The following is a 23,364-nucleotide window of genomic DNA, read 5'->3' as shown; positions in this document are numbered from 1 at the left end:
ATTTCACATACATTTTTTTATTTAGATATTGAGCATATCAAACTTTTTAGATTCTATGAAAATCTAGGAAAAAATCCTTTCATCTTCCCCCTATTTAACATAATAGGCGTTATGCGAAATGATTTTTTATTAAATACAAATCAATAACTTATATCGATATAAAAACCCAGACCTATAAATCTGGGCTTTTTTATAGATTCTTCACGTTCCACGCTTATTTATTAAGCAATGTTTCACATTAATATTAAGTAGAACTTTATAAGACTTAGATTCCGTACTTCACACGGTACGCTTCCATTTTCGCTAAAGCATCTTTGTCGCCTTTAGCATCTAAGTAATCCATTAAATCTTTCATTGTGATAAGCGCATGCACGGGAATTTCAAGCTCTTTTTGAACTTCTTGAATCGCAGACAATTCACCCTGACCTTTTTCTTGACGGTCAAGCGCAACCAATACACCCGCTATTTGCGCGCCTGCATTTTTTAAAATGGTCACAACTTCACGAATGGCTGTACCCGCAGTGATTACATCATCAATGATCCACACTTTTTTACCTTCTACCGAAGCACCCACAAGCACACCACCCTCACCGTGATCTTTAGCTTCTTTACGGTTGAAGCCCCAAGGTACACTTACACCGTGGTTTTGTGACAATGCTACAGCCGTTGCTGCTACAAATGGAATACCTTTATACGCAGGGCCAAAAATCACTTCAACATTATCGCATTCAGTTAATTTTGCTGCATAGCCAGAAGCCAAGCCAGTTAAGGCTTCACCGTCATTTAACAAACCGGCGTTGAAAAAATAAGGACTCACACGACCTGATTTTAAAGTAAACTCACCAAATTTAAGCACACCACGTGATAATGCCAGTTCGATAAAAGCTTGTGGATTAAATGCCGCTTGCGCTGTCATGAGGTGCTCCATTTATTAAATTGAGGTTAAACTCGAGCATGATACCAAAGAGTAGCTATCCTAGTGATCAAAAAATTTTACGTGTCGTATCAATCAACGTAAATGGTCTTCGTTCTGCAGAAAAAAAAGGAATTTTTGACTGGATGGCAACTTCAGATGCCGATGTCATTTGCATGCAAGAATCCCGTATTACACACGAACAATGGACAGATAAATTTAAGCCAGAAGGTTGGTATACACACCTATTCCCAGCTGAGCGTCCTGGCTATGCTGGTACCGCAATCTATAGTCGTTTGCCGTTTATCTCAGTTACCGATGGTCTGGGTTTTGAATTGGCTGATTCACAAGGTCGTTTTATCTCAGCAGAATTTGATCTAGGCTTAGAGAAAACAGCTCATATTTGCTCACTCTATTTACCATCAGGTTCTTCTGGTGAAGAAGCACAAGCCCGTAAAGATCACTTTCTAAATGAATACAAGCAGATCTTGAAACAATGGCGCGATGAAGGTAAATCTGTGATTGTTTGCGGTGACTATAATATCGTACATAAACGCATTGATATTAAGAACTGGTCAGGCAATCAAAAAGCTTCAGGTTGTTTACCACATGAACGTGCATGGCTCGATCATATCTATGATGATTTAGGCTATGTCGATACCTTCCGTGAAGTGCGTAAAGAAGCAGAACTTTATTCATGGTGGTCAAACCGAGGACAAGCCCGTGCCAAGAACGTGGGTTGGCGGATTGACTATCAAGCTTGCTCACCAGATTGGAAAGATCGTACTGTGAATGCATGGGTATATAAAGAAACGTGGTTTAGCGATCATGCCCCTGTCATTATCGATTATAAAATTTAGTGCCGTGCAAACTGAGTGAACAACTGTTTACTAAATGCACGCTAATTGCTCACAAATCTTGTCGTGTTAACGTATTTTTATTCCGACTAATTCAGTGCATTATTGTCGCACGGCACAGGGACATGTCAGGATGACAATAGGGATTGGAAGCCGTAGGATGAAAAGAAAATAAATTTCGGTTTATTTTCCAAGGATGAAGACATTGGACGTTGAATTGAGACCCGCATGATCAGGATGATTTAATGCGGGTTTTCTCTATTTAAAAGATCAATACAAATTTTAAGATAAGAAATTTTCCACCATTTTATTGATAACCACCATGAAGCCACACTGTAGATTTCAAACCTATTTAAAATATTCTGATCACATTTATGTTTTTGCGTAAATTTTGCTAAGCTCTAGACTGATCACAATGAATAAGACTGTTAGAGATGATTAAAGTTTACGGCATTAAAAATTGCAACTCGATGAAAAAAGCATTCGATTTACTCAATGAGTTGGGGCTTAGTTATGAGTTCCACGATTATAAGAAACAAGGTATTGACGCTGAAACAGTACAAAAATGGCTAAATGATCTTGGTGCTGAACTTGTCCTCAATAAAAAGGGAACGACTTGGCGTAAATTGTCTGAGGAAGATCAAGAAATTGCCCTTGCATCTGAACAGGGTTTGATTGAAGCACTGACTACACATACGAGCCTTATTAAAAGACCAGTGATCACTACTGAATCAGGTTATGTAGTAGGTTTTGATGAGAATGCGATAAAAGCATTAAAGAAATAAGAAATAAAAAAAGCCGAGCAACTACTCGGCTTTTTTATGAATCTTAAATTAGTTCACGCGTACCCAAGTTTGGTTACGACCAAGCGCTGATACGCCGATGAAACCACGAAGTTCGAGCTTTTGACCACCGTCTTTCAATGAACCCTTCAATTTGTAAGTTTTTCCAGATTGTGGGTCTAAGATTGAACCACCATCGTAATTCGCTCCACCTACATTTTTAAGACCCTTCACAATGGTTAAACCTTTTAAAGATTTCTTGTGATAGGGACCTTCACAGTTCGTACATGAATTTTCTTGACCCGGTGTGACAACACTCTGAATCGTTGCATTCAATGTTCCGTTTGGCTGTTCAGTGAATTTTACAAAAGCTTTAGCTTTTTTAGTTTTCTCATCAATCGTATTCCACACGGTACCATTGAGTGGATCTGCAGCATTTGCAAATACTGCTGAAGCGAGTAATCCTAACGTTAGTGCAATTTTTTTCATTGTTTTTTGTTTCCCTTGCTGAATTGACTTTAATATTATTAAAAATTGATAACATTTAAGCAATTTTTGAATGTGACTATTTAGTGTACCATTGTAATGCTGTGTGCTGATAATAAACATAATTTCATTAATATGGAAAAACAATGAAGATCAATCCGGTTTTGAAACAATACATAACAGAGTCTTTTTTAAAAACGAGTCTTCGCTTTCCGAGTCGCTTTAATCTTCCCCCCACCGTACTTCGTGTTGCCTTAGAGCAGATGACGCGTGTTTTTCCACAGTCCAAAGATGTCAGTATTCGAAAACTAAGAATCGCAGGTATTCGTGCCGAAGAAATTTTGCCTCAACCTGAAACGACTCAGCTCATTTTTCACATTCATGGTGGCGCATTCTTTTTAGGATCGTTAAATACACATCGCGCATTGATGACTGAAATGGCACTTCGGACTCAAATGCAAGTGCTACATATCGATTACCCTCTTTCACCTGAACAACGTTTCCCCGATCTCGGAGAAGCAATCTATGATGTGTACCAATTATTGGTAGAGCAAGGTGCTCAACCGAAAGATATTATTTTATCTGGCGATTCTTGTGGTGCCAATTTAGCACTTGCACTGGCTTTACGTTTAAAAGAAGAAAATCCAAAACTTCTTCCAAGTGGCTTGATTTTAATGTCACCCTTTCTTGACTTAACTTTGACCAGTGAATCTCTACGCTACAATCAAAAGCATGATGCTTTATTGTCAATTGAAGCTTTAGAAGCAGGCATAAATCATTATGTTCCTAAAGGTGTAGATGTCTCAATTCCCGAAATTTCCCCAATTTTTGGAGATCTCAAAGGATTGCCACCGACATTGGTTCAGGTGGGTTCAAAAGAAATTTTGTTAGACGACTCTACGCGATTTGAAGAAAAGGCTAAAGCAGCTGGAGTAGATGTTGAGTTTAAGTTATACACCGGTATGTGGCATAACTTCCAAATGTTTAGCGCTTGGTTTGATGAAGCAAAGCAAGCTTTGACCGATATCGCAGAGTTTGCCCATCGTTTGGATAAAGACTGATTGAATCAAAACTGAAGTAAACATAAAAAAGAGTAGCGTAAGCTACTCCTTTTTTATTCATTTAGAATAAGTATGAGACACCAAATCCACCATGATAACTTCGATCGGATCCACTTAGGTCTACACCGATGCTTGCATCTAACTGCGCACGATCATTCAAGGCATAGATTAAACCAGATGCCAGTCCATACTCTCGCTCTTGGCTTTCTTTCTTGGTAAATACTGCTTCAGAATAGCCCGATAAATTACCCACGATTTTATAGCCAATTGTCGGGACAGCAGTCACAGACCAATCACTATTTTGAGCTGAATAGAACATTCCTATTCCTGTCGTTACAGTATCGTTATATTGATACTCAACAGATGAGCCCAAAGTGTAAATATCATCAACATAAGTAAAACGATCATTTCCTGTTGCGATTTTAGCTTGCGCCAAAATAGCCATTTTCAGTTGATCATCTTGTAAGTCAACGTGATGCTTAATCCCAACAGAAACATCACCTAAACCATCATGGTCATCAGTTCGATTTTGGATTCGGGTCCGCTCCCACGCTGGGCCATCCCAACCCAATTGAAGCTCAGTATTCTTACTCAATCCCGTACGCAACAGGACATCAGCATTGAGTCGCAATGATTTATTTTTAAAACCATTTTCAGTACTTTCAACATACTGTGCAGTTGGAAGTCCCTGCTCCCATGCCAATTGACCTACGGGCGTAATGCCTGTGCTGAAACTCGTACCAGGTCGATCGAAGGCAAAATCTGCAGCCATCGCACTTACACTCGCAGTTGAGCAAAGTATCAAGCTCAGTTGTTTTAATTTTGTCATGGGGCACCCAAATTAATTTAATTCTTTCGTCATTTTTGCGCCACGGCTACGTAATAACTCGAGTGTCTCACGTTCTTCCGGTAAAGCCTGTGACCAATCAATGGTATCAAAATCGCAGTCGAAAAATAAATCACTAATTGAACTCAGAATGGTATTCCCCTCTTCATCTTTGGTATTAGGATCAACTTGATGATCAAGTAAGCGTTGAACTGCAGGCACACATGCAGCACTCGCAGCATCCCAAAGTGGGCCGTAACATTCCTCTGCATCCCATAAATGGAAATTAGCTTTCGCTGCAATCAGTGCATCTAGAATATCAAGATGTACTTGTAATTTCTGTTGTTTTTCTTCTGTTGAAAGCGCATTTCCTTGCTCATACGCTTCACAAATTTCTTCCCACCATTGAAATAAAGTGTCTGACCACACAGAAACCGCAGGGCCTTTCTCTCCTGCGATAAAGTTTGGATCTAAACCTTCTGCTAACAGGCGCTGTACCTGTGCTAGGTCTAATTCTTCTAAGGCCTGTAAAAACACTTGTTGATGTGCTGTTAGCATTTACTTTCTCTACTATTTATCTATAACGACATTATGCCTAATAATGCAGATCATTATTCAATTAAATAAATCAAAACTGTTCATTCAAAATTTTATTCAAAAAAAAAGCCCCGAAGGGCTTTTTGCTATTCCACATCCACTTCATCTTCTTTCAGTTGGATGGGCGCTCCACGAGGGTTCTCTTTTTTCTCGAATACATGTTCAAGACTACGCTTTAATCGGTCAATCGCACCATGAATCGCTGTGTCGATATTATGACCTCTGTGATTGACCACAACTGGTTTTAGTCCAGCTGGGCGAGCTTCGATCATACATTGAATATCGTCTGCACCGCCTTTATGGGCATTTTCATCACTTAAATGAACCGAAAAATGGGTAATTCTTTCACTATGGCGTTGAAACTCTGTATTTAGTTCTGCACGTACATAATCAATTAATCGCTCACTGTTTTGAATATTCTTATCTGTACGGATTTCTATGTTCATAAATATCATCCTCACTCTTCTTCTGAATCATTTTTGTGCAAAACTTTTTATCTTGGCACGTTTGTAGCTTGCAATCTAATTGCATCGAACATCTTCAATTGCTGTTTGGAATACGTCCCTCCACATTGAATGATGAACACTTTTTGAGTCTGCAGAACCGTGTCCTTATACTTTGAATATCGGGCCTAACTCAAAAATATGCAAGTGGTATTTTAAAAAATTAATAAAAGGATTACTCATTGTGACAAGTACTTACTTACGCGGACAGGCGCTTATTGATTCGATTCAAAATGCACCTTATTCCAGAGACTTAAGAGGTTATGGGGCGAATCCACCTCATCCTCATTGGCCTAATCAAGCGCGTATCGCAGTGCAATTTGTCTTAAATTATGAAGAAGGTGGTGAAAACCACATTGAGCACGGTGATCAAGGTTCAGAGCAATTTTTATCTGAAATCGTTGGTGCTGCCAGTTTTATTGCTAAGCATATGTCAATGGATTCAATGTATGAGTATGGGTCAAGAGTCGGTTTTTGGCGTATTCACAATGAGTTCAAGAAACGTCAATTACCCATGACTATTTTTGGTGTGGGAATGGCTTTGGCACGTCTTCCAGATGTGGTCGAAGCAATTAAATCTGCGGATTACGATGTGGTATCGCATGGTCAACGTTGGTTGCATTATCAGAATATGGATATTGAGACCGAAAGGCAGCATATGGATCAAGCCATTAGTGTACTTGAAACGCTATTCGGACAAGCCCCAATCGGTTGGTACACAGGTCGAGATAGTCCCAACACACGTCAACTTTTGACTGAATTTCCTCAAATCAAATACGACTGTGATTATTACGGCGATGATTTACCTTTTTGGACACAGCTCACCCATCCCAATGGGGAGCAGCATCCGCATTTAATTATTCCTTATACCCTAGACACCAACGACATGAAGTTTAGTTCAGCAGGTGGCTTCAATCATGGTGAACAGTTTTATCAATATCTAAAGGATGCCTTTGATGTCTTGTATGCCGAAGGGGAAACTGCACCAAAAATGATGTCTATTGGGATGCACTGCCGTCTTTTAGGACGCCCAGGACGCTTCAAGGCACTACAACAGTTCTTAGACTATGTTCAATCTCATGAACATGTTTGGATTTGTCGTCGTGGAGATATTGCGCAACATTGGATCGATCATTTCGCACCATAATTTCACATTCACGAGAAAAAGAGTGCTTTATAAGGTGCTCTTTTGATCTTTTTTCAGTCACTTTTTCCACCAAATCTACGTTGGCATTGTTATTGCAATTTAAGCCTAAAGTTTCAATGTATAGGTTTGAATTGTGTTGCTTTCAGAATTTAATCAAACATCTGTTGAACATCAGAAAGCATTTTTATTGCAATGTGTTCATATCCCACGATGGGGCGAGGAAATCATTCATTACGGTCCTTTTGACACACGAGAAGGACTATTAAAGTATGCTGAACAACATGCCATTACATGGACATGGGATGAAATTTTAGCAGCCCTAAATACACACCCAAGGATTGGCGAAAGAAAAGCAAAAATTGAATTATCAGAACAAGAACAAACTTTTTCAAGGCGTGAACAAGCACGCATCACACATGATCAAGAAGTTTTAGATGCGTTATATAAAGGCAACTTGGCCTATGAAAAAAAATTCGGTTTTATTTTTCTGATTAAAGCTTCTGGTTTGAATAGTGAAGAGATTCTGACTGCATTGGAATACCGCTTGCTAAACGATTTTGAGACTGAAAAAAGAATCGTCCATCGCCAACTTTTAGAAATTGCTTTACTGCGCCTCTCACAGGAAATTCAAGCATGATCAGCTCACATATTTTAGATACCCACCTTGGACGTCCTGCAAGTAATGTTGAAGTTAAGCTTTTTTCTGCGTCTGGAGAGTTATTAGCGATAGCCAAAACCAATTCTGATGGACGTGTGACAGCAGCAGATTTTGGACTCGATCAAATTGATGTCGCTGAATACAGCATCGAATTTATGACGCAAGCTTATTTCTCAGCGCAGAACATCCCAACTTTTTTTCCAAAAGCCGTCATTCATTTTTCAGTAACCGATGCTCACCAACATTATCACATTCCCTTGCTCATTAGCCCTTATGCCTACTCCACCTATCGTGGCAGCTGAGCACTCGCAAATTTAAAATATAGAGGGATTTATTATGACTGCACACGAACAACAACAATCACCCGAACATGAATATCTTGGTACTGGTAAAAGTGCTGCTTATGGCTTACAACATGTTTTAACCATGTATGGTGGTATTATAGCGCCTCCTCTGATCGTGGGTACGGCTGCAGGCTTATCAGGTATGGAAATTGGGCTACTCATCGCTGCTGCTTTATTTGTCGGTGGCTTAGCGACAATTTTACAAACCATAGGCGTTAAACATATTGGTGCACAATTGCCCTTGGTTCAGGGTGTCTCTTTTGCTGGTGTAGCCACAATGGTCGCAATTGTCACCACAGGTGGCGGATTACAGGCAGTCTATGGTGCCGTCATTGTGGCATCACTTTTAGGGTTTTTCTTAGCGCCCTACTTCTCTAAAATTATTCGATTTTTTCCCCCAGTTGTTACAGGCTGTGTAATTACAATCATAGGCTTATCACTCCTGCCAGTTGCTGTGCGTTGGATGATGGGCGGCAATAAAAGTGCACCTGATTGGGGAAGTGCTGAAAATATTTGTTTAGCGTTAGCGACGCTTGCAATCGTCATAATATTGAATATGGCTGGCAGTGCCACAATTCGACGCCTTTCAATTTTACTGGCAATTATTCTTGGCACTGTCTTAGCATTTATGTTTGGCTTTGGTGATTTTAGCAAAGTTGGGGAAGGTCATTGGTTACAGGTTCCTAGCTTCTTTGCATTTGGTATGCCGACCTTTGAGTTTACAGCAATACTTTCCATGATCATTGTTACCCTCGTGATTATGACTGAGACTACAGCTGATATTATTGCAGTCGGTGAAATTATCGGTACCGATGTAGATTCAAAACGTATTTCAGATGGTCTACGCGCAGATATGTTATCAAGTGCAGCAGCACCGATCTTTGGTTCATTTATGCAAAGTGCGTTTGCGCAAAACGTTGGTTTAGTTGCAATAACAGGGATTAAAAGTCGCTATGTTGTCGCTGCTGGCGGGATAATTCTGGTCGTACTTGGATTACTCCCAGTGATGGGGCGTTTTATTGCAGCGATTCCTGTGCCTGTACTTGGGGGGGCTGGCCTTGTTTTATTTGGTACAGTAGCCGCGAGTGGTATCCGTACACTGGCAAAAATTGATTATAACGATCAGAAAAACTTAATTATTGTCGCGACTTCAATTGCTGCAGGAATGGTACCCATTATTGACCATTCGTTCTATTCCGACTTCCCAAAATGGGTCCAAACCTTGTTCCATTCCGGTATTAGCTCAACCTGCTTAATGGCGATAATCCTCAATATATTATTTAATCACTTAAAATTATTTGGACCGAAAATTAGTATTAAAAGTAAACAAATAATTGATTCTCATCATTAATTTAAACCATCTTTGTATCAATGCCTGCATACGTGGGCATTAATTTTTCCTTTCATCCACTTTTGGCTTTATTTTTGCAAAAGAATCGTTATTCTGTTACCGCTTTCTCTGGGGATTCTTTTATGAAACTTAATCAAATCGCAGCACTTTGCGCATTAGCTTCTACAGCAGCGTTTACTCAAGCAAGTCCAATTGTTTGGCAAGATTTCAGCCTAACTGGTCTTTATGGCGATAACTACCTAAACCCTTTCTCTCAACAAGAAGGTGAACGCTATACCATCACTGCTGAATATGCTGCAAAGCTTAAGTACTCTGATGTTTTCTTTTTCGTCGATCAACAATGGGGCGGAAAAGATGGTGATTCAACTTATCTTGAATTAGCTCCACGATTAAGTTTAAGTGAAGTTTCTGGCCAAAAACTAAGCGCTGGTCCAATCAAAGATGTATTGATTGCAACGACTTGGGAACACAACGCTGGTTATAACAACAATACTGAGTTCAATAACTTCTTGTATGGCGTAGGCTTTGCTTTAGATATTCCTTACACGCAATATGCAAATATTAACTTCTATCGAGTTGACAATGACTTGACTGAAGATGACTACCAAATGACGATCACTTACGCTGTTCCATTCAAGCTAGGCAATGAAGAATTCTTGGCAGATGCATTCCTTGATTGGTCTACAAATGAAGGTCCTGGTCATGCGAGTGAATTGAACTGGACAAGCCAATATAAATGGAATGTTGGTAAACATATCTCTCCAAAAACCAAATTGTATGTAGGTGTTGAACACTCTGTCTGGAACAATAAATTCGGTCAAAAAGGTCAAGACCAAAACGATGTAAGCGCATTGGTTAAATATCATTTCTAATTGATATTTATAATAAAAAAGCAAGACTAGTGTCTTGCTTTTTTTATGCTCAATAATCAAAATAAAGTTATAAATACTGACGATTAGAATAAAAAATGTCTTTTAAAATTCGTTTCGCAACTGAACAGGATTTAACTCAAATCCAAGATATTTACAACGATGAAATTCTGAATGGTTTTGCAACATGGAATGAGCAAGATCAAGACATTTATTATTATCAGAATTGGTATCGTCAGCATCTAATAGATCATTTCCCTATTTTTGTGGTTGAAAACGAACTCACCCAACAAATTGCAGGTTATGCTGAATATAGTACATTTAGAGCGATCAGTGGTTTTAGACAAACTGTCGAACACTCTGTGTATATTCATCCCAATTTTACACGTTTGGGTTTAGGCAAAGCTTTACTCCAACATTTAATTCAATACGCAAGCCAACATAAAATTCATGTCATGATCGCTGCTATAGATCATGAAAATTTTGCATCCATCAAATTACATGAATACTTTGGATTTAAACAAACAGGCTATTTACCTGAAGTCGGACAAAAATTTGGATCTTGGCGCAATCTCGTCTTATTCCAACTGAATCTAAATACTTAAAAAGGGCATTTAGCCCTTTTAGTTAAAATCTCTTAATCCAAAGGATTTCCAACAATATTACTGATAATACCTTTCATAATATGAGGTCCTTGTTCTTTTCTTAAGTCCTCATACCATTCACGAGTAATCGATTCGTCTTTCATATGCGTCACATCACAACGTTTACGCGCTCTCAATACCATTTCAGCAGTGCGTTCATTACGTTTGTTTTGATAACGTCTTAACGCATCCTGAATTCCCAATGTATTAATCTGTAATGCCCGAGCCAAATAAATGGCATCTTCCATCGCTTGGCAACCGCCCTGCCCAATATCAGGTGTTGTACTATGTGCTGCATCGCCAACAATCACCACTCGCCCTTTATAGAAATCTGCAAATGGTTCTATATCATGGATTTCAACACGATTGGTTCGCTGTTCATCAATAGCATCAATCAAAGTTTGTACTTGCGGACACCAACCGTCAAAATATTGTTTTAGTAATTTTTTATACTGAGTACGATCATTTTCCAAACCTAATTCAAGTGGTACATCAAAGAAGAAATAAAAACGATTACCTGCGACTGGCATTAAAGAAGCTCGCTTCCCTTCTCCCACAAAGGTGGTCCACTGATCAGCAGGTGCCAGCGACTCAGAAATTTCGACCAACCCATTCCAATTCACATAACCTGCATAACGACGCTCCACTTGCTCACCTAAAACATAGGCACGCGTGATCGAATGAGTGCCATCCGCGCCGACCAATAAATCCGTGGTTATTTGTGTTCCGTCAGCAAAATGGATTTTGACGTCATCACCTTGATCCTCAAGTCCGATCATTTTTTTTGCAAGATGAATATCTTCACGTCCAAACTCATCCATTAACATATTTTGTAATTCAGCGCGAGAAACAGGATAAGGCCGCTGCCCGACTTCTTCAATCAATGGATATAAACTAAATTGCGTCATGACATCACCCGTGAGCCCATCGACATAAGCAAGGTGATCCATTTTCCCACCAAGTTGAGCGACTTGATCCGTGAGTCCTAGATAGTTCAAACATTTCACACCATTTGACCACAATGAAATCGCAGCACCCACGGGTAAAATTTTTTCAGTTTGTTCATATATTGAAACTTGATGACCAAATTTCTTCAGCGCAATTCCGGTCGTTAATCCTGCCATTCCGGCACCAATAATGGTGATATTCATTTTTACTTCCACAATTTTTTTTGCTTTAACCCACTGCTTAAAGCGAAAAACGTGCCATTTCCACCAATATAGCGCTACATAAGTGCAAGGTTGGCACATGCTGTGCATTCTTTTTAAAGCCCTTAAGCAGATGCGACATAACAACGCATCATGATTCTAAGAATGCATTCTTTTGATAAGAATCAAGTTTTAAAGCAATAATGGAAGATGACATGGCAACACTATTGGCACCGGAATTTGAAATCCCTACTCATTTACAGCAACTTACTAACCTTGCAGATGCCCGAATTGGTGCAAAAGTCACAACATGTTCTGATGAATTTTTTGCTGAAGCTCAACGTATGCTTCAGTTTGATGCGCCTATCTTTGTAGAAGGTAAATTTGATGATCATGGCAAGTGGATGGATGGATGGGAAACTCGTCGTAAACGTCACAGTGGTTATGATTGGGCGATTGTTCAGTTAGGTGTTGCAGGTAAAATTAAAGCACTCGATATTGATACCACTTTTTTTAGTGGTAATTATCCCGCTTCTGCTTCAGTAGAAGGGTGTTATGCACCAAATGAAAACTTAGATGATACTGAATGGCACCAAATTTTACCAAATAGTATATTGGGACCAAGTCAGCACCATGTCTTTGAAGTTTCAATGAATCAGATCTTTACCCATCTTCGTTTAAATATTTTTCCAGATGGGGGTATCGCACGATTCCGCGTATATGGTGAAGTCAGCGTTAAAATCCAAGATCAAAGCCAAACCCTCGACCTGCTTGCACTTGAAAATGGTGGACGTGTTATTGCCTATAGTGATGCACACTTCGGACATCCACGTAATCTGATCAATCCAGGACGTGGGGTTAATATGGGTGATGGTTGGGAAACCGTACGCCGTCGTGCACCCGGTTTCGACTGGTGTATTTTAGCTTTAGGGCAAGCTGGTCACATTGAAAAGATCGAGATTGATACAGCCCACTTTAAAGGAAATTATCCTGCTGAAGTGTCCATTCAAGCCATTTATATAGAAGATGCAACGGATCCTCAATTGATTCCACAAAGTATGTTTTGGCCTTTCTTATTAGATGCTCAACCAATGCAAATGGATCACATTCATAACTTTGTAAATGAAGTATTGGGACACGAAAAAATTTCTCATATTCGGGTGAATATGATTCCTGATGGAGGGATTAGTCGTATACGCGTCTGGGGTAAAGTAAATCCTTAGTTGAGCATTTGTTACTTTTAAAGTGATCTTATTTTGACTGCATTTTCGACTGAATTCTAAATTGAAAATGCAGTATCTTTTTAGCGAATTATTATGATGCATACCATTACCCTACAGCCTTTAACCTCCGAAAATTTTGCACCTTTTGGTGACGTCATTGCTTGCCAAGGAAATGATTATTTTCATATTAACGATGCGCATACAGAGCGCTATCATGCTTTAGTGACCACTGAAATTATTGGCGATGCCAAAGCCGGGATTAGTATTTTTCGAAATATTCAAAGTACCAATATTCCGTTCAAAATTTCAATGCTTGAACGTCATCCTCATGGATCACAAGCTTTCATTCCGATGCAGGGACAAAAGTTTTTAGTAGTGGTTGCACCAAACTTAAATGCGGATCAGCCCGATATTTCAAACCTACAAGCTTTTATAACCAATGGCTCTCAAGGTGTGAACTATCGGGCGGGGACTTGGCATCATCCACTTTTAACATTGGAAAGCCCGAGTGATTTTGCGGTGGTGGATCAGATTGGCAGTGGACCTAATTGCGATGTGTTTAAGTTTGATCAAATTGAAATATCACATTGAATCTGGTGCTTATGCATCTCAGTTATGCAGATCATGAGACCATCTAATTTTATGTCCATCTTTGACTATTATTTTACAACTAGGTAATCAGTGTCATTCACCGATGTCGCATATTCTTCCATTCTTGAAATCAGTCCATTTTCAATGGTGTACTCTTGTACCCATTTTTGCTCAAATTCACCATCTTGACCATCAATCGTAAATTTTTCGCGTCCAAAAACCACCACTTTGTTACCTTCTTTGACCATACGTAAAATATCAAAGTATGCGACATGCATGGTTGTGAAATTGGTATTGAAGAACTGTTCTACACCCGTTTTTCCTTCAAATCGAATTGAAGGCAGTTTTTGTGAGCCATGGTGAATCCATACCGTATCCTCAGTTACTGTTGCAACAGCAGCATGTAAATCTTGAGACCTAAATGCCTCAAACATTTGTTCTATGATTTGATGTGAATTGATCGTACTCATTTTATTTACTCTTTTTATCTTAGGATAAAAAGAGGTTAATGAAGGGAGAGTGAAAGATCACTATCAGCTGGTATAGCGATTTAAAGATTTTGCTAGAAACGATGAGTTCTATACGACTGCTTGATTTTGACAAGCTGACATCACATGTAATACCGCAGCAGTTCTCGTTTCCACAAACAGCTTCTCAAAAACATGCTCTAAATGTTTATTCACGGTGCGAGGACTCAACTCCAAAATTTCTGCAATATCTCGGTTGGTTTTGCCAAGCGTTACCCAATGCATAACTTCAGCCTCACGTGGTGTTAAATTCGGACAAGCTTGAGCGATCTCCTCAACACTTGGCATGTGTGTTTGCTCTTTGAGCTGAACCAAAACATGTTTAGGTAATTGTCCTTCTTTCAGCTTGGTCAATAAATTTAATTGTAATTGCTGATGCCCATGACCATATTGACCATGTAGCATTTCTTCTTGATAAGATTGCTGGAAAAGTGCTTTTAACCACTGATTTATACTCTTTCTAAAATGAGTAATATCAATTCCATGTTGCGTTAATAAACCTTGCACTACAGGTGTCTGCCAAATAATTTCCCCATCCATATTCATCGACAAAATTGCACTGCCTGTTGCATCGAGCATTTGTTTCTGTTGGTGCATTAAACGGGCTTGCAGTAAATGCGTTTTGACACGTGCTTGTACTTCATCGATATTCAGTGGCTTTGTCACATAATCTACGCCCCCGACTTGAAAGCCTTTTACAATATGTTCGGTTTCCGTCAAACCCGTCATAAATATGACAGGGATGTGCTCAGTCATTGGACTTGCTTTAAGCTGGATACAGGTTTCAAAACCATCAATCTCAGGCATACTCCCATCCAATAAAATCATATCTGGCTGTGAACGGTGCGCAATTTCAATAGCAGTAAAACCATTGGTGGCAACTAAGACCTGATAGCCTGCTTGATCAAGACTCTCATGTAATAAACTTAGATTTTCAGGAATATCATCCACAATTAAAATGCTTTCTAACATAGCTTAACTCCCTTCCAAATCAGATCTGATATCAGATAGGTGCTCGTGTAATCGTTGTAATGCACGTTGGGTATCGAAGCGTTGAATATCAAATTCTATGTGTTGCCATATAGAAGGATCACAGACATTGCGTTTCTTGCAAATTTCGAGCATCTCTTTGGCTCCACGGATATAACCAATACTCAAATAATCTTCTAGTTTGATTAGCGCTTGTTCTGGTGCTACATCATCCTCATCAATCACGCTGACAGATAAAGCGTTACTATCATAGTGTAAGGGTTCAACCTGTTTTTGAGGTTCTTCTGCGACTTGAGTTGGCTCATTCTGATGAACCCAGTTCAAGCCTAATTTATCTCCAATTTTGTTCAGTAGCAGATTTAAGTCCACTGGTTTGACCAGAAAGTCTTCATTCAATACATCGGTTTCAGGGTTCTGCATTCGTTCATTGGCATCTGCGGAAATAATGATGATGGGAACATTGGTCATTTTATTATTTCTCAATAATTTCGCAGTTTCCCACCCTCCCATCAAAGGCATACTCAAATCCATTAAAATTAAATCTGGTCGAAATTCAGGGACTTTTCTCAGACATTGCAATCCCGATTCTGCTTCTTCAAGAATAAAGCCGAGAGGTTTAAGGAAATTTAAAACTAGTCCACGATCAGTTGCTTCATTGTCTACGACCAATATTTTACGGCGATGTCCCGTATAGCCAAATACCGTATTCGATGCGACATCAGCAATGGGATGAATGACCGACTTTGAAGGTAAATATAGTTTTATTTTAAAAATTGAACCGTTTTTTAACGTACTGCTTACCTTTAACTCCCCACCGAGAATATCCACCAATAGTTTAACAATTGGTAAACCCAAACCTGTTCCAGCAAAGCTCCCTTGTACGACATTTTGTCCGCGCTCAAAAGGCTGGAATATTCGCTCTAGATCTGCTTCAGCAATCCCGCATCCCGTATCATGAATTTCAAAATATGCCGTCTGAAAGCGATAATCTACTCGAAATTTCACCTCTCCTTCGAGCGTAAATTTCAAAGCATTTCCCATTAAATTGATAAGGATCTGTTCAAGTCTTTTTTTATCTATACGCACGTATTGTGGTATTTTTTCACTAATTTCGACCGTAAATTTCAGTTGTTTTTGTTGGAATTGTGGCTCAAACATATTCACGATTTGTTGGAGAAACTTCGGAAATTCAATATTCGACATTTCTAAAGAAATTTTACCTGTTTCAATCCTTGCAAGATCAAGTAAACCATCAATCAAGGACGTTAAATGCTGCCCACTACGACGAATCACGGCCAACGCAGCTTTTCCTTGTTCAGAGAGTTGTTCTTGTTTATTGAGTAACTGGCTATATCCTAAAATACTATTTAGAGGTGTTCTCAGTTCATGACTAATCCCAACAACATAACGACTTTTGGCCTCATTGGCTTTTTCAGCTTGAGTTCGTGCATCTTGTAATTGCCGATCTGTAATTTTATGCGCTTCAATTTCGTCCATGAGCAGTTGTGTTTGCATATTACTTTCAAGCTGAGCTTGTCGGCGACTTTCATCATTGAGCACCAACCACCATGCTGCAACACATAACAGTAAAAATAATACGGCATAAATTTTCACAAATAGCATCAGCAACTCATGCTGTTGAGTTGATCCAAATACTGTGCCGAATTTACTCAGTTCTTGTAAATAAACCAGACTTAAACTGACTGCCAAAACCACACTCAGAACAAAGATCATCAAAATATAAAGACTCAATCTAGTATTGATGTATCTCAACCATTGGCGCGGTAGAAACCAAACTGCAAAATGCTTAAGTTGTGCAGACCACCGTGCATGAGGCTTACATAAATCATGGCAACGAGCTTCTAAGGTACAGCATAAAGAACAAATCATATTGTTATAAGCAGGACAAGTTGCCATGTCAGCCATTTCATACTCATGCTCACAAACCACACATCGTTGTGTCTCTATTGGTTTTAATGATTTATCTTCATGACGTGCGATGTAGTATTTGCCACGAGTAAAATAAGCAAGCATAGGGACACAGACGATAGCTGAACCTAAAGCAATAAATCCTGCTAAGGATTTTGCGATATCACCAAATAATCCCCAGTAGCATAAAATCGACAATAAGGATGCAATACATAAACTGCCAACACCGACTGGATTAATGTCATAGAGGTAAGCACGCCTAAACTCAATTCCTTTCGGGCTCAGCCCCAATGGCTTACAGATGACGAGATCAGCAACGATGGCACCCACCCATGCCAAGGCCACATTACTATAAAGCCCTAATACACGCTCCACCGCATGGATGACACCCAGCTCCATCAACAATAGCGCAATAAAAATATTGAATACTAACCAGACCACACGTCCGGGATGACTGTGCGTTAAGCGTGCAAAGAAATTAGACCATGCCAATGAGCCAGCATAAGCGTTGGTTACGTTGATCTTTAACTGTGCGATACACACAAACATGACTGTAAGAAATAATGCAGCACCAGGATGCTCAATCACTTGTTGGTAGGCGATCCAATATAGATAATTCGGATTGCTTAACTCATGATTCGGTACCATAAATTTAAGGGCGAGTACCATTAAAATCATGCCCATAAAAATTTTAATGAATCCCACCAATATCCATGCAGGACCGCCTAAAAATACCGCCCAATTCCATTTCTTTTGAGCATTTTTTTTGTCTGGCAAAAATCTTAAATAATCAGCTTGTTCACCAATCTGCGTAATCAGCGCAAACAAAACAGTGCAAGATGCGCCAAAAAAAGCCAAATTGAATCCTGCACTTTGACTTTGCGCGCCTTCTATTAGGGCAACTTCAGAGAGCAGAGTCGGATGCTTCACCAAAACAAAGCACCATGGTAGTAATAATAAAAAAATCCATAATGGTTGGGTAAACGCTTGTACTTTATTAATAAACCCTATGCCTTTGATCACTAGGGGCAGAATAATAAGCGCAGAAATTAAATAACCTAGACTCAGCGGTACACCTAAACCAAGCTCAAGCGCCAAAGCCATGATAGCGGCTTCAAAAGCAAAGAAGATGAAAGTAAAACTGGCGTAAATGACTGAAGTTATAGATGAGCCGATATAGCCAAAGCCTGCGCCCCGCGTAAGTAGGTCAATATCAACATTGTATTTGGCCGCGTAATATCCAATAGGCCAACTGGTCAAAAAGATAATGATTGAAACGACCACTAAGGCCCAGAATGCATTGCTAAAGCCGTATTGCCATAACATGGTTGCACCAAGCGCTTCCATCGCTAGAAAACTGACTGCTGCAAGCGCTGTATTGGTCACCGTCCAAAGGGACCACCGTCTTACTGACCTCGGTGCGTAGCGTAGTGCATAGTCTTCAATACTCTCATCAACCACCCAAGTATTGTATTTACGGCGAGTATGAATCACCCGTTGCGGTGCTTGAGGAGTATTGCTAGATGAAACCATAAAGCTAGGCAATTTAAATAGACCCTTACAGTTAGCAAAATCTATGCCCAGCTTAACTTTCATCAAAAAACATTTTGAGGAACATCGATATACGTAAAGTGACGTATATGCTCATTTTTTAACACCCCTTAGGCTTAAGTCCATAGCAAGCGCAAACAATAAATCGCGCAATGGCCTTATCCACTTCATCAGGGGAACACCAATGACCTTAAAATCTAAAGTTAAAACATCTGGCTTACTCGCAGGACTACTCGCTGTTCCTTTTTTACTGGCACCTGTCTTGACCACTGCGAGTGCTCCAGCGACAGCAAAAGTAAATACAACCAAACTTAACGTAAATGATAAATTCGTCTATGTCGGTCAGCTTCATTCAGCGACGGGAACGATGGCAATCTCTGAAACAGGGGCCATCCAAGCAGAACGCTTAGCCATTGAGCAGATCAACAAACAAGGTGGTGTATTAGGTCGTCAGATTAAAATTGTTCAAGAAGATGGTGCATCTGACTGGCCAACTTTCGCTGAGAAAGCCCGAAAATTAACTGAAAAGGATCGTGTTGCAGCAATTTTTGGTTGCTGGACTTCAGCTTCTCGTAAAGCCGTATTACCTATTATTGAACGAAATAATTCGCTTCTGTATTACCCAACATTCTATGAAGGTCTAGAACAATCTAAAAATGTGATTTATACCGGTCAAGAAGCTACACAACAGGTGCTTGAGTCTCTGAATTGGCTTGCACGTGAGAAAAAAGCCAAAACATTCTATTTAATCGGTTCTGACTATATTTGGCCACGTACCACCATGAAAATTGCCCGTACACACATTGAAAAAGTGTTGAAAGGTAAAGTCGTCGGTGAAGAATACTACCCGCTTGGCCATACGCAATTTGGTTCTTTAATTAACAAAACCAAACTTCGTAAACCAGATGCAATTGTCGCTGCCGTGGTAGGTGGATCAAACGTTTCATTCTACAAGCAAATGAAAGCTGCAGGCGTGACTGGCGATAAGCAAACACTGCTCACCTTCTCTGTGACAGAAGATGAATTACTGGGTATTGGTGGCGAAAATATGAAGGGCTTCTACTCTTCAATGAAATATTTCCAAAGTCTAAATAATCCAAGTAACGCAGCTTTCGTAAAAGCATTTAAAGCGAAATATGGTCCTAAAGCAGTAATTGGTGATGTGACTCAAGCCGCTTATCTTGGTCCGTGGTTATGGAAAGCCGCAGTTGAAAAAGCTGGTAGTTTTGATGTTGCTAAAGTTACCAAAGCCTCTCCAGGCATCGAAATGAAAAATGCGCCTGAAGGTTACGTGAAAATTGATGCCAATCATCATTTATGGAGCAAATCACGTATTGCACAAGTGCAAACCAATGGTCAATTCAAAGTAGTCTACGAATCAAAAGGTTTAATCAAGCCTAATCCATTCCCTAAAGGCTACTAATCGACAGCACATGATCAGGAGAGCCCTCTCCTGATCTTTTCATTTCAAACCTATTATTTAAAGCTTGGAGGATGAGGCGATGGATTTATCTTTAGCTGACTTCGGTGCAATATTTGCGATGCAAGGCTTTAATGGTCTTTCTGTTTTCTGTGTGCTGTTGTTAATGGCACTGGGCCTTGCAATTATTTTTGGGCAAATGGGTGTCATCAATATGGCACATGGTGAATTCCTCACAATAGGCGCGTATACCACATTTGTCATTTCAACCCTGACTGAAAGCTATTTTCCTCAATTGCTTCCCTATTATTTTATTGTAGCGATTGTGGCAGCTTTTCTGACAGCAGGCATTATCGGCTATATGGTCGAACGGCTCATGATTAGTCGGCTTTATCAGCGGCCACTCGATACTTTGCTTGCAACTTGGGGCTTGAGCTTAATCATGCAACAAGTGTTTCGCTCTACATTTGGTCCCAAAGAAGTGAGTCCAACACTACCTGATTGGCTTATGGGCTCTTATCAACCGACAGAGACGATTGATATTCCTATTAATGGCTTATTCCTTGTCGGTGTCACACTCACCGTGACCGCTTTCGTCTATTTCCTCATCTATCGTTCTCGCTGGGGCTTACAGCTTCGTGCGACAAACCAAAACCGTTTCATGAGTGGTGCCGTTGGTATTAATACAAAGCGTGTGGACAGTCTAACATTCGCATTAGGTTGTGGTTTGGCCGGTATTGCTGGTGCGGCGTTTACGACAATTGGCTCAACTGGTCCAACTGCAGGCTCTCTCTATATCGTAGACACGTTCTTGGTTGTGGTGTTTGGTGGAGCTGCAAGTCTATTAGGCACTATCGCTTCGGCTTTCAGTATTGCACAAGCCCAATCAATCCTAGAGTTCTTCCTGTCAGGCTCTGTTGCCAAAGTCATTACCTTAGCGACGGTCATCATCATTTTGATGTTACGTCCTCAAGGTTTGTTCTCAATCAAAGTTCGTAAATAGGTATTCAGGAGAGATTGATATGAGTAATCCAATGAATGCCTTGTTAGGCGGTAAAGAAGGTGCGATTGGACTGGCTATATTGGCAGTACTGATCCTATTTGTAATGCCCATGTTTTTAGATGTTTTCCGTCTCAATTTAATGGGTAAATATCTTACGTTTGCCTTTGTCGCGATTGGTTTAGTGCTGTGCTGGGGTTACGGCGGCATTTTGAGTTTAGGTCAGGGTATTTTCTTTGGGATCGGTGGCTACTGTATGGCCATGTTCCTCAAGCTCGAAGCTTCTGACATGCAATCCACAGCAGCTCAAACCACACCCGGTATTCCTGACTTTATGGACTGGAACCAAATTACCAGTTTACCAATGTTCTGGGAACCGTTCCATAGTTTCACATTTACCCTATTCGCGATTGTAATTATTCCAATTTTATTGGCTTTTATTATTGGTTTTGCAATGTTTACTCGTCGTGTAGGAGACGTGTATTTCTCTATCATCATGCAAGCGATTGTGGCGATTTTGACAATTTTGATTATTGGTCAACAAGGCTTTACTGGTGGTATCAACGGTATTACTGATCTCAAGACATTACATGGCTGGGACATCCGTACGGATGAGGCAAAGTACGTTCTGTATTACATCAATGCATTATTACTCATCGCAGTCATCATGATCAGTCGCTTTGTTCTCAGCTCAAAGTTAGGTCGCTTACTTTCTGCAATGCGTGAAAAAGAAGAACGTGTACGTTTTTCTGGTTATGACGTTTCAATGTACAAAGTCTTTATCTTCTGCTTTGCGGCAGTCGTTTCTTCCGTCGGTGGGGCAATGTTTACGCTGCAAGTCGGCTTCATGTCACCTACGATTATTGGCATCGTCCCATCTATTGAAATGGTGATCTTGGCTGCAGTAGGCGGTCGTTTATCACTGATTGGAGCTGTATATGGTGCAGTTTTAGTTAACCTCGGTAAAACTTACTTCTCTGAAGCATTCCCTGAAGTATGGTTGTACTTCCTTGGTGCATTGTTCATAGGCGTTGTGATGTTCTTACCGAATGGTTTAGCTGGCTTATATGAAAAATATGTTCGCCCACTTATCTTCAAAGATAAAAAAACAACGGCTTCGCCTATCCCCCATCAACCCACGGAGTCCAAAAAAGATAGCAATATTGAAGTAGAAGGAGGTGTGAAATGAGTAAAGTCGGCGTAGAAATGGCAAAACCTGTACTTGTTATCGAAGATCTCACAGTCTCGTTTGATGGCTTTAAAGCCGTCAGCGATCTCAACTTCTATCTCGATAAAAACGAAGTTCACGTGGTGATCGGCCCTAATGGTGCAGGTAAAACAACAGTGTTAGATTTGATTTGCGGTAAAACTAAAGCAACTTCTGGCACGATCAAATTTAATGATATTGAACTGACTAAGCTCAAAGAGTTCGAAATCGTTCGTAAAGGTGTCGGTCGTAAATTTCAAAATCCCAATATTTACGAAAACCTTTCAGTCTATGACAACCTCGAAATGTCTTTCCCACGTGGTCGTAATGTGTTTGGGGCTTTGTTCTTTAAGCGAACCAAAGATGTCGAAGAGCGTATCCAAGAAGTCGCTTCAAAAATTTTCCTCACTGATTTATTACACACCTCCGCAGGCCTATTGTCTCATGGACAAAAACAATGGCTTGAAATAGGGATGTTGCTTATGCAAGACCCCGAGTTGTTAATGCTGGATGAACCTGTGGCAGGCATGAGTGTTTCTGAGCGCGAACAGACAGCACAACTGCTTCGTGAAATCAGTAAAGGACGCTCAGTCCTCGTGATTGAGCACGATATGGAGTTTGTAAAAACCATTGCAGATAAAGTGACAGTATTGCACCAAGGGAAAATCCTCGCAGCAGGAAAAATGGATGATGTGCAAAGTGATCCAAAAGTCATTGAAGTCTATCTCGGACACTAAGGA

24 protein-coding genes are annotated in these 23,364 nt (G+C 40.0%); 15 read left to right on the top strand and 9 right to left on the bottom strand.

Annotated elements, in window-relative coordinates:
* Window positions 1-265: 265 nt before the first annotated feature.
* Window positions 266-916, bottom strand: a complete 651-nt coding sequence (gene pyrE / locus AC1M9I_RS10950; protein ID WP_067727823.1) for an orotate phosphoribosyltransferase — start codon at window positions 914-916, stop codon at window positions 266-268.
* 38 nt (window positions 917-954) lie between these two features.
* Here pyrE and AC1M9I_RS10945 point away from each other — a divergent pair, with 38 nt between their 5' ends.
* Window positions 955-1,773 carry an exodeoxyribonuclease III gene (locus AC1M9I_RS10945; protein ID WP_092766525.1) on the top strand — a complete coding sequence of 273 codons (819 nt, stop codon included), beginning with the start codon at window positions 955-957 and terminating at the stop codon, window positions 1,771-1,773.
* A gap of 431 nt (window positions 1,774-2,204) precedes the next feature.
* Complete coding sequence (locus tag AC1M9I_RS10940; RefSeq protein WP_481586888.1) at window positions 2,205-2,555, top strand: Spx/MgsR family RNA polymerase-binding regulatory protein; 351 nt, start codon at window positions 2,205-2,207, stop codon at window positions 2,553-2,555.
* A 48-nt stretch (window positions 2,556-2,603) separates the two neighbouring features.
* Here AC1M9I_RS10940 and AC1M9I_RS10935 read toward each other — a convergent pair whose 3' ends face one another.
* The gene (locus AC1M9I_RS10935; RefSeq protein ID WP_481594513.1) at window positions 2,604-3,041 is read right to left on the bottom strand and encodes a DUF2147 domain-containing protein; all 438 of its coding nucleotides are present in this window, start codon (window positions 3,039-3,041) and stop codon (window positions 2,604-2,606) included.
* A 143-nt stretch (window positions 3,042-3,184) separates the two neighbouring features.
* Here AC1M9I_RS10935 and AC1M9I_RS10930 point away from each other — a divergent pair, with 143 nt between their 5' ends.
* The gene (locus AC1M9I_RS10930) at window positions 3,185-4,099 is read left to right on the top strand and encodes an alpha/beta hydrolase (protein WP_035264694.1); all 915 of its coding nucleotides are present in this window, start codon (window positions 3,185-3,187) and stop codon (window positions 4,097-4,099) included.
* 61 nt (window positions 4,100-4,160) lie between these two features.
* Here the strand turns inward: AC1M9I_RS10930 and AC1M9I_RS10925 are convergent, their stop codons facing one another.
* The 3 genes from AC1M9I_RS10925 to AC1M9I_RS10915 form a co-directional block, all read right to left on the bottom strand.
* Window positions 4,161-4,928 (bottom strand): transporter, encoded by a 768-nt coding sequence (locus AC1M9I_RS10925; RefSeq protein WP_035264697.1) that lies wholly within the window; start codon window positions 4,926-4,928, stop codon window positions 4,161-4,163.
* 12 nt (window positions 4,929-4,940) lie between these two features.
* Window positions 4,941-5,483 carry an ankyrin repeat domain-containing protein gene (locus tag AC1M9I_RS10920; RefSeq protein ID WP_035264700.1) on the bottom strand — a complete coding sequence of 181 codons (543 nt, stop codon included), beginning with the start codon at window positions 5,481-5,483 and terminating at the stop codon, window positions 4,941-4,943.
* A gap of 125 nt (window positions 5,484-5,608) precedes the next feature.
* Window positions 5,609-5,968 carry an HPF/RaiA family ribosome-associated protein gene (locus AC1M9I_RS10915; protein WP_035264715.1) on the bottom strand — a complete coding sequence of 120 codons (360 nt, stop codon included), beginning with the start codon at window positions 5,966-5,968 and terminating at the stop codon, window positions 5,609-5,611.
* Window positions 5,969-6,209: 241 nt separating this feature from the next.
* Here AC1M9I_RS10915 and puuE point away from each other — a divergent pair, with 241 nt between their 5' ends.
* From puuE to AC1M9I_RS10885, 6 genes are all read left to right on the top strand, one after another.
* Window positions 6,210-7,172, top strand: a complete 963-nt coding sequence (gene puuE, locus AC1M9I_RS10910; protein ID WP_481594514.1) for an allantoinase PuuE — start codon at window positions 6,210-6,212, stop codon at window positions 7,170-7,172.
* Between the two features lie 133 nt (window positions 7,173-7,305).
* Window positions 7,306-7,809 (top strand): 2-oxo-4-hydroxy-4-carboxy-5-ureidoimidazoline decarboxylase, encoded by a 504-nt coding sequence (uraD, locus tag AC1M9I_RS10905; RefSeq protein ID WP_035264722.1) that lies wholly within the window; start codon window positions 7,306-7,308, stop codon window positions 7,807-7,809.
* Entirely contained in the window at window positions 7,806-8,132 is a 327-nt protein-coding gene (gene uraH / locus AC1M9I_RS10900; protein WP_481588786.1) for a hydroxyisourate hydrolase, read from the top strand. Before uraD ends, uraH begins: the two co-directional genes overlap by 4 nt.
* A gap of 34 nt (window positions 8,133-8,166) precedes the next feature.
* The gene (locus tag AC1M9I_RS10895) at window positions 8,167-9,525 is read left to right on the top strand and encodes a nucleobase:cation symporter-2 family protein (RefSeq protein ID WP_481591961.1); all 1,359 of its coding nucleotides are present in this window, start codon (window positions 8,167-8,169) and stop codon (window positions 9,523-9,525) included.
* A gap of 122 nt (window positions 9,526-9,647) precedes the next feature.
* Complete coding sequence (locus tag AC1M9I_RS10890; protein WP_035264928.1) at window positions 9,648-10,397, top strand: outer membrane protein OmpK; 750 nt, start codon at window positions 9,648-9,650, stop codon at window positions 10,395-10,397.
* Between the two features lie 95 nt (window positions 10,398-10,492).
* On the top strand, window positions 10,493-10,999 hold the full coding sequence (locus AC1M9I_RS10885; protein ID WP_092766530.1) for a GNAT family N-acetyltransferase: 507 nt from the start codon (window positions 10,493-10,495) through the stop codon (window positions 10,997-10,999).
* A 32-nt stretch (window positions 11,000-11,031) separates the two neighbouring features.
* Here AC1M9I_RS10885 and hpxO read toward each other — a convergent pair whose 3' ends face one another.
* Window positions 11,032-12,189, bottom strand: a complete 1,158-nt coding sequence (gene hpxO, locus AC1M9I_RS10880; protein ID WP_481611034.1) for an FAD-dependent urate hydroxylase HpxO — start codon at window positions 12,187-12,189, stop codon at window positions 11,032-11,034.
* A 212-nt stretch (window positions 12,190-12,401) separates the two neighbouring features.
* On the opposite strand from hpxO, the gene alc reads away from it, so the two are divergent.
* Window positions 12,402-13,409 (top strand): allantoicase, encoded by a 1,008-nt coding sequence (gene alc / locus AC1M9I_RS10875; protein WP_481611033.1) that lies wholly within the window; start codon window positions 12,402-12,404, stop codon window positions 13,407-13,409.
* Window positions 13,410-13,502: 93 nt separating this feature from the next.
* Complete coding sequence (locus AC1M9I_RS10870) at window positions 13,503-14,000, top strand: ureidoglycolate lyase (protein WP_481611032.1); 498 nt, start codon at window positions 13,503-13,505, stop codon at window positions 13,998-14,000.
* Window positions 14,001-14,068: 68 nt separating this feature from the next.
* Here AC1M9I_RS10870 and AC1M9I_RS10865 read toward each other — a convergent pair whose 3' ends face one another.
* The 3 genes from AC1M9I_RS10865 to AC1M9I_RS10855 form a co-directional block, all read right to left on the bottom strand.
* Window positions 14,069-14,470, bottom strand: coding sequence for a nuclear transport factor 2 family protein (locus tag AC1M9I_RS10865; protein WP_481611031.1), 402 nt, complete (start codon window positions 14,468-14,470; stop codon window positions 14,069-14,071).
* Window positions 14,471-14,578: 108 nt separating this feature from the next.
* Complete coding sequence (locus AC1M9I_RS10860) at window positions 14,579-15,499, bottom strand: response regulator (RefSeq protein ID WP_481595713.1); 921 nt, start codon at window positions 15,497-15,499, stop codon at window positions 14,579-14,581.
* Window positions 15,500-15,502: 3 nt separating this feature from the next.
* Window positions 15,503-18,979 (bottom strand): hybrid sensor histidine kinase/response regulator, encoded by a 3,477-nt coding sequence (locus tag AC1M9I_RS10855; protein ID WP_481611036.1) that lies wholly within the window; start codon window positions 18,977-18,979, stop codon window positions 15,503-15,505.
* Window positions 18,980-19,181: 202 nt separating this feature from the next.
* On the opposite strand from AC1M9I_RS10855, the gene urtA reads away from it, so the two are divergent.
* The 4 genes from urtA to urtD all read left to right on the top strand — a co-directional run bounded on the left by urtA (window position 19,182) and on the right by urtD (window position 23,361).
* The gene (gene urtA / locus AC1M9I_RS10850) at window positions 19,182-20,420 is read left to right on the top strand and encodes an urea ABC transporter substrate-binding protein (RefSeq protein ID WP_179999684.1); all 1,239 of its coding nucleotides are present in this window, start codon (window positions 19,182-19,184) and stop codon (window positions 20,418-20,420) included.
* 79 nt (window positions 20,421-20,499) lie between these two features.
* Entirely contained in the window at window positions 20,500-21,420 is a 921-nt protein-coding gene (urtB, locus tag AC1M9I_RS10845) for an urea ABC transporter permease subunit UrtB (RefSeq protein WP_035264743.1), read from the top strand.
* Between the two features lie 19 nt (window positions 21,421-21,439).
* Entirely contained in the window at window positions 21,440-22,606 is a 1,167-nt protein-coding gene (gene urtC, locus AC1M9I_RS10840; RefSeq protein WP_481590162.1) for an urea ABC transporter permease subunit UrtC, read from the top strand.
* Window positions 22,603-23,361: an urea ABC transporter ATP-binding protein UrtD gene (gene urtD, locus AC1M9I_RS10835; RefSeq protein WP_092766538.1), complete on the top strand. Its 759-nt coding sequence runs from the start codon at window positions 22,603-22,605 to the stop codon at window positions 23,359-23,361. Before urtC ends, urtD begins: the two co-directional genes overlap by 4 nt.
* Window positions 23,362-23,364 lie beyond the last annotated feature (3 nt).

Source organism: Acinetobacter sp. ANC_7553 (genome assembly GCF_056779895.1).
Note: the sequence above shows the minus strand (reverse complement) of the source record. Positions and strands in the feature narration are given on the sequence as shown.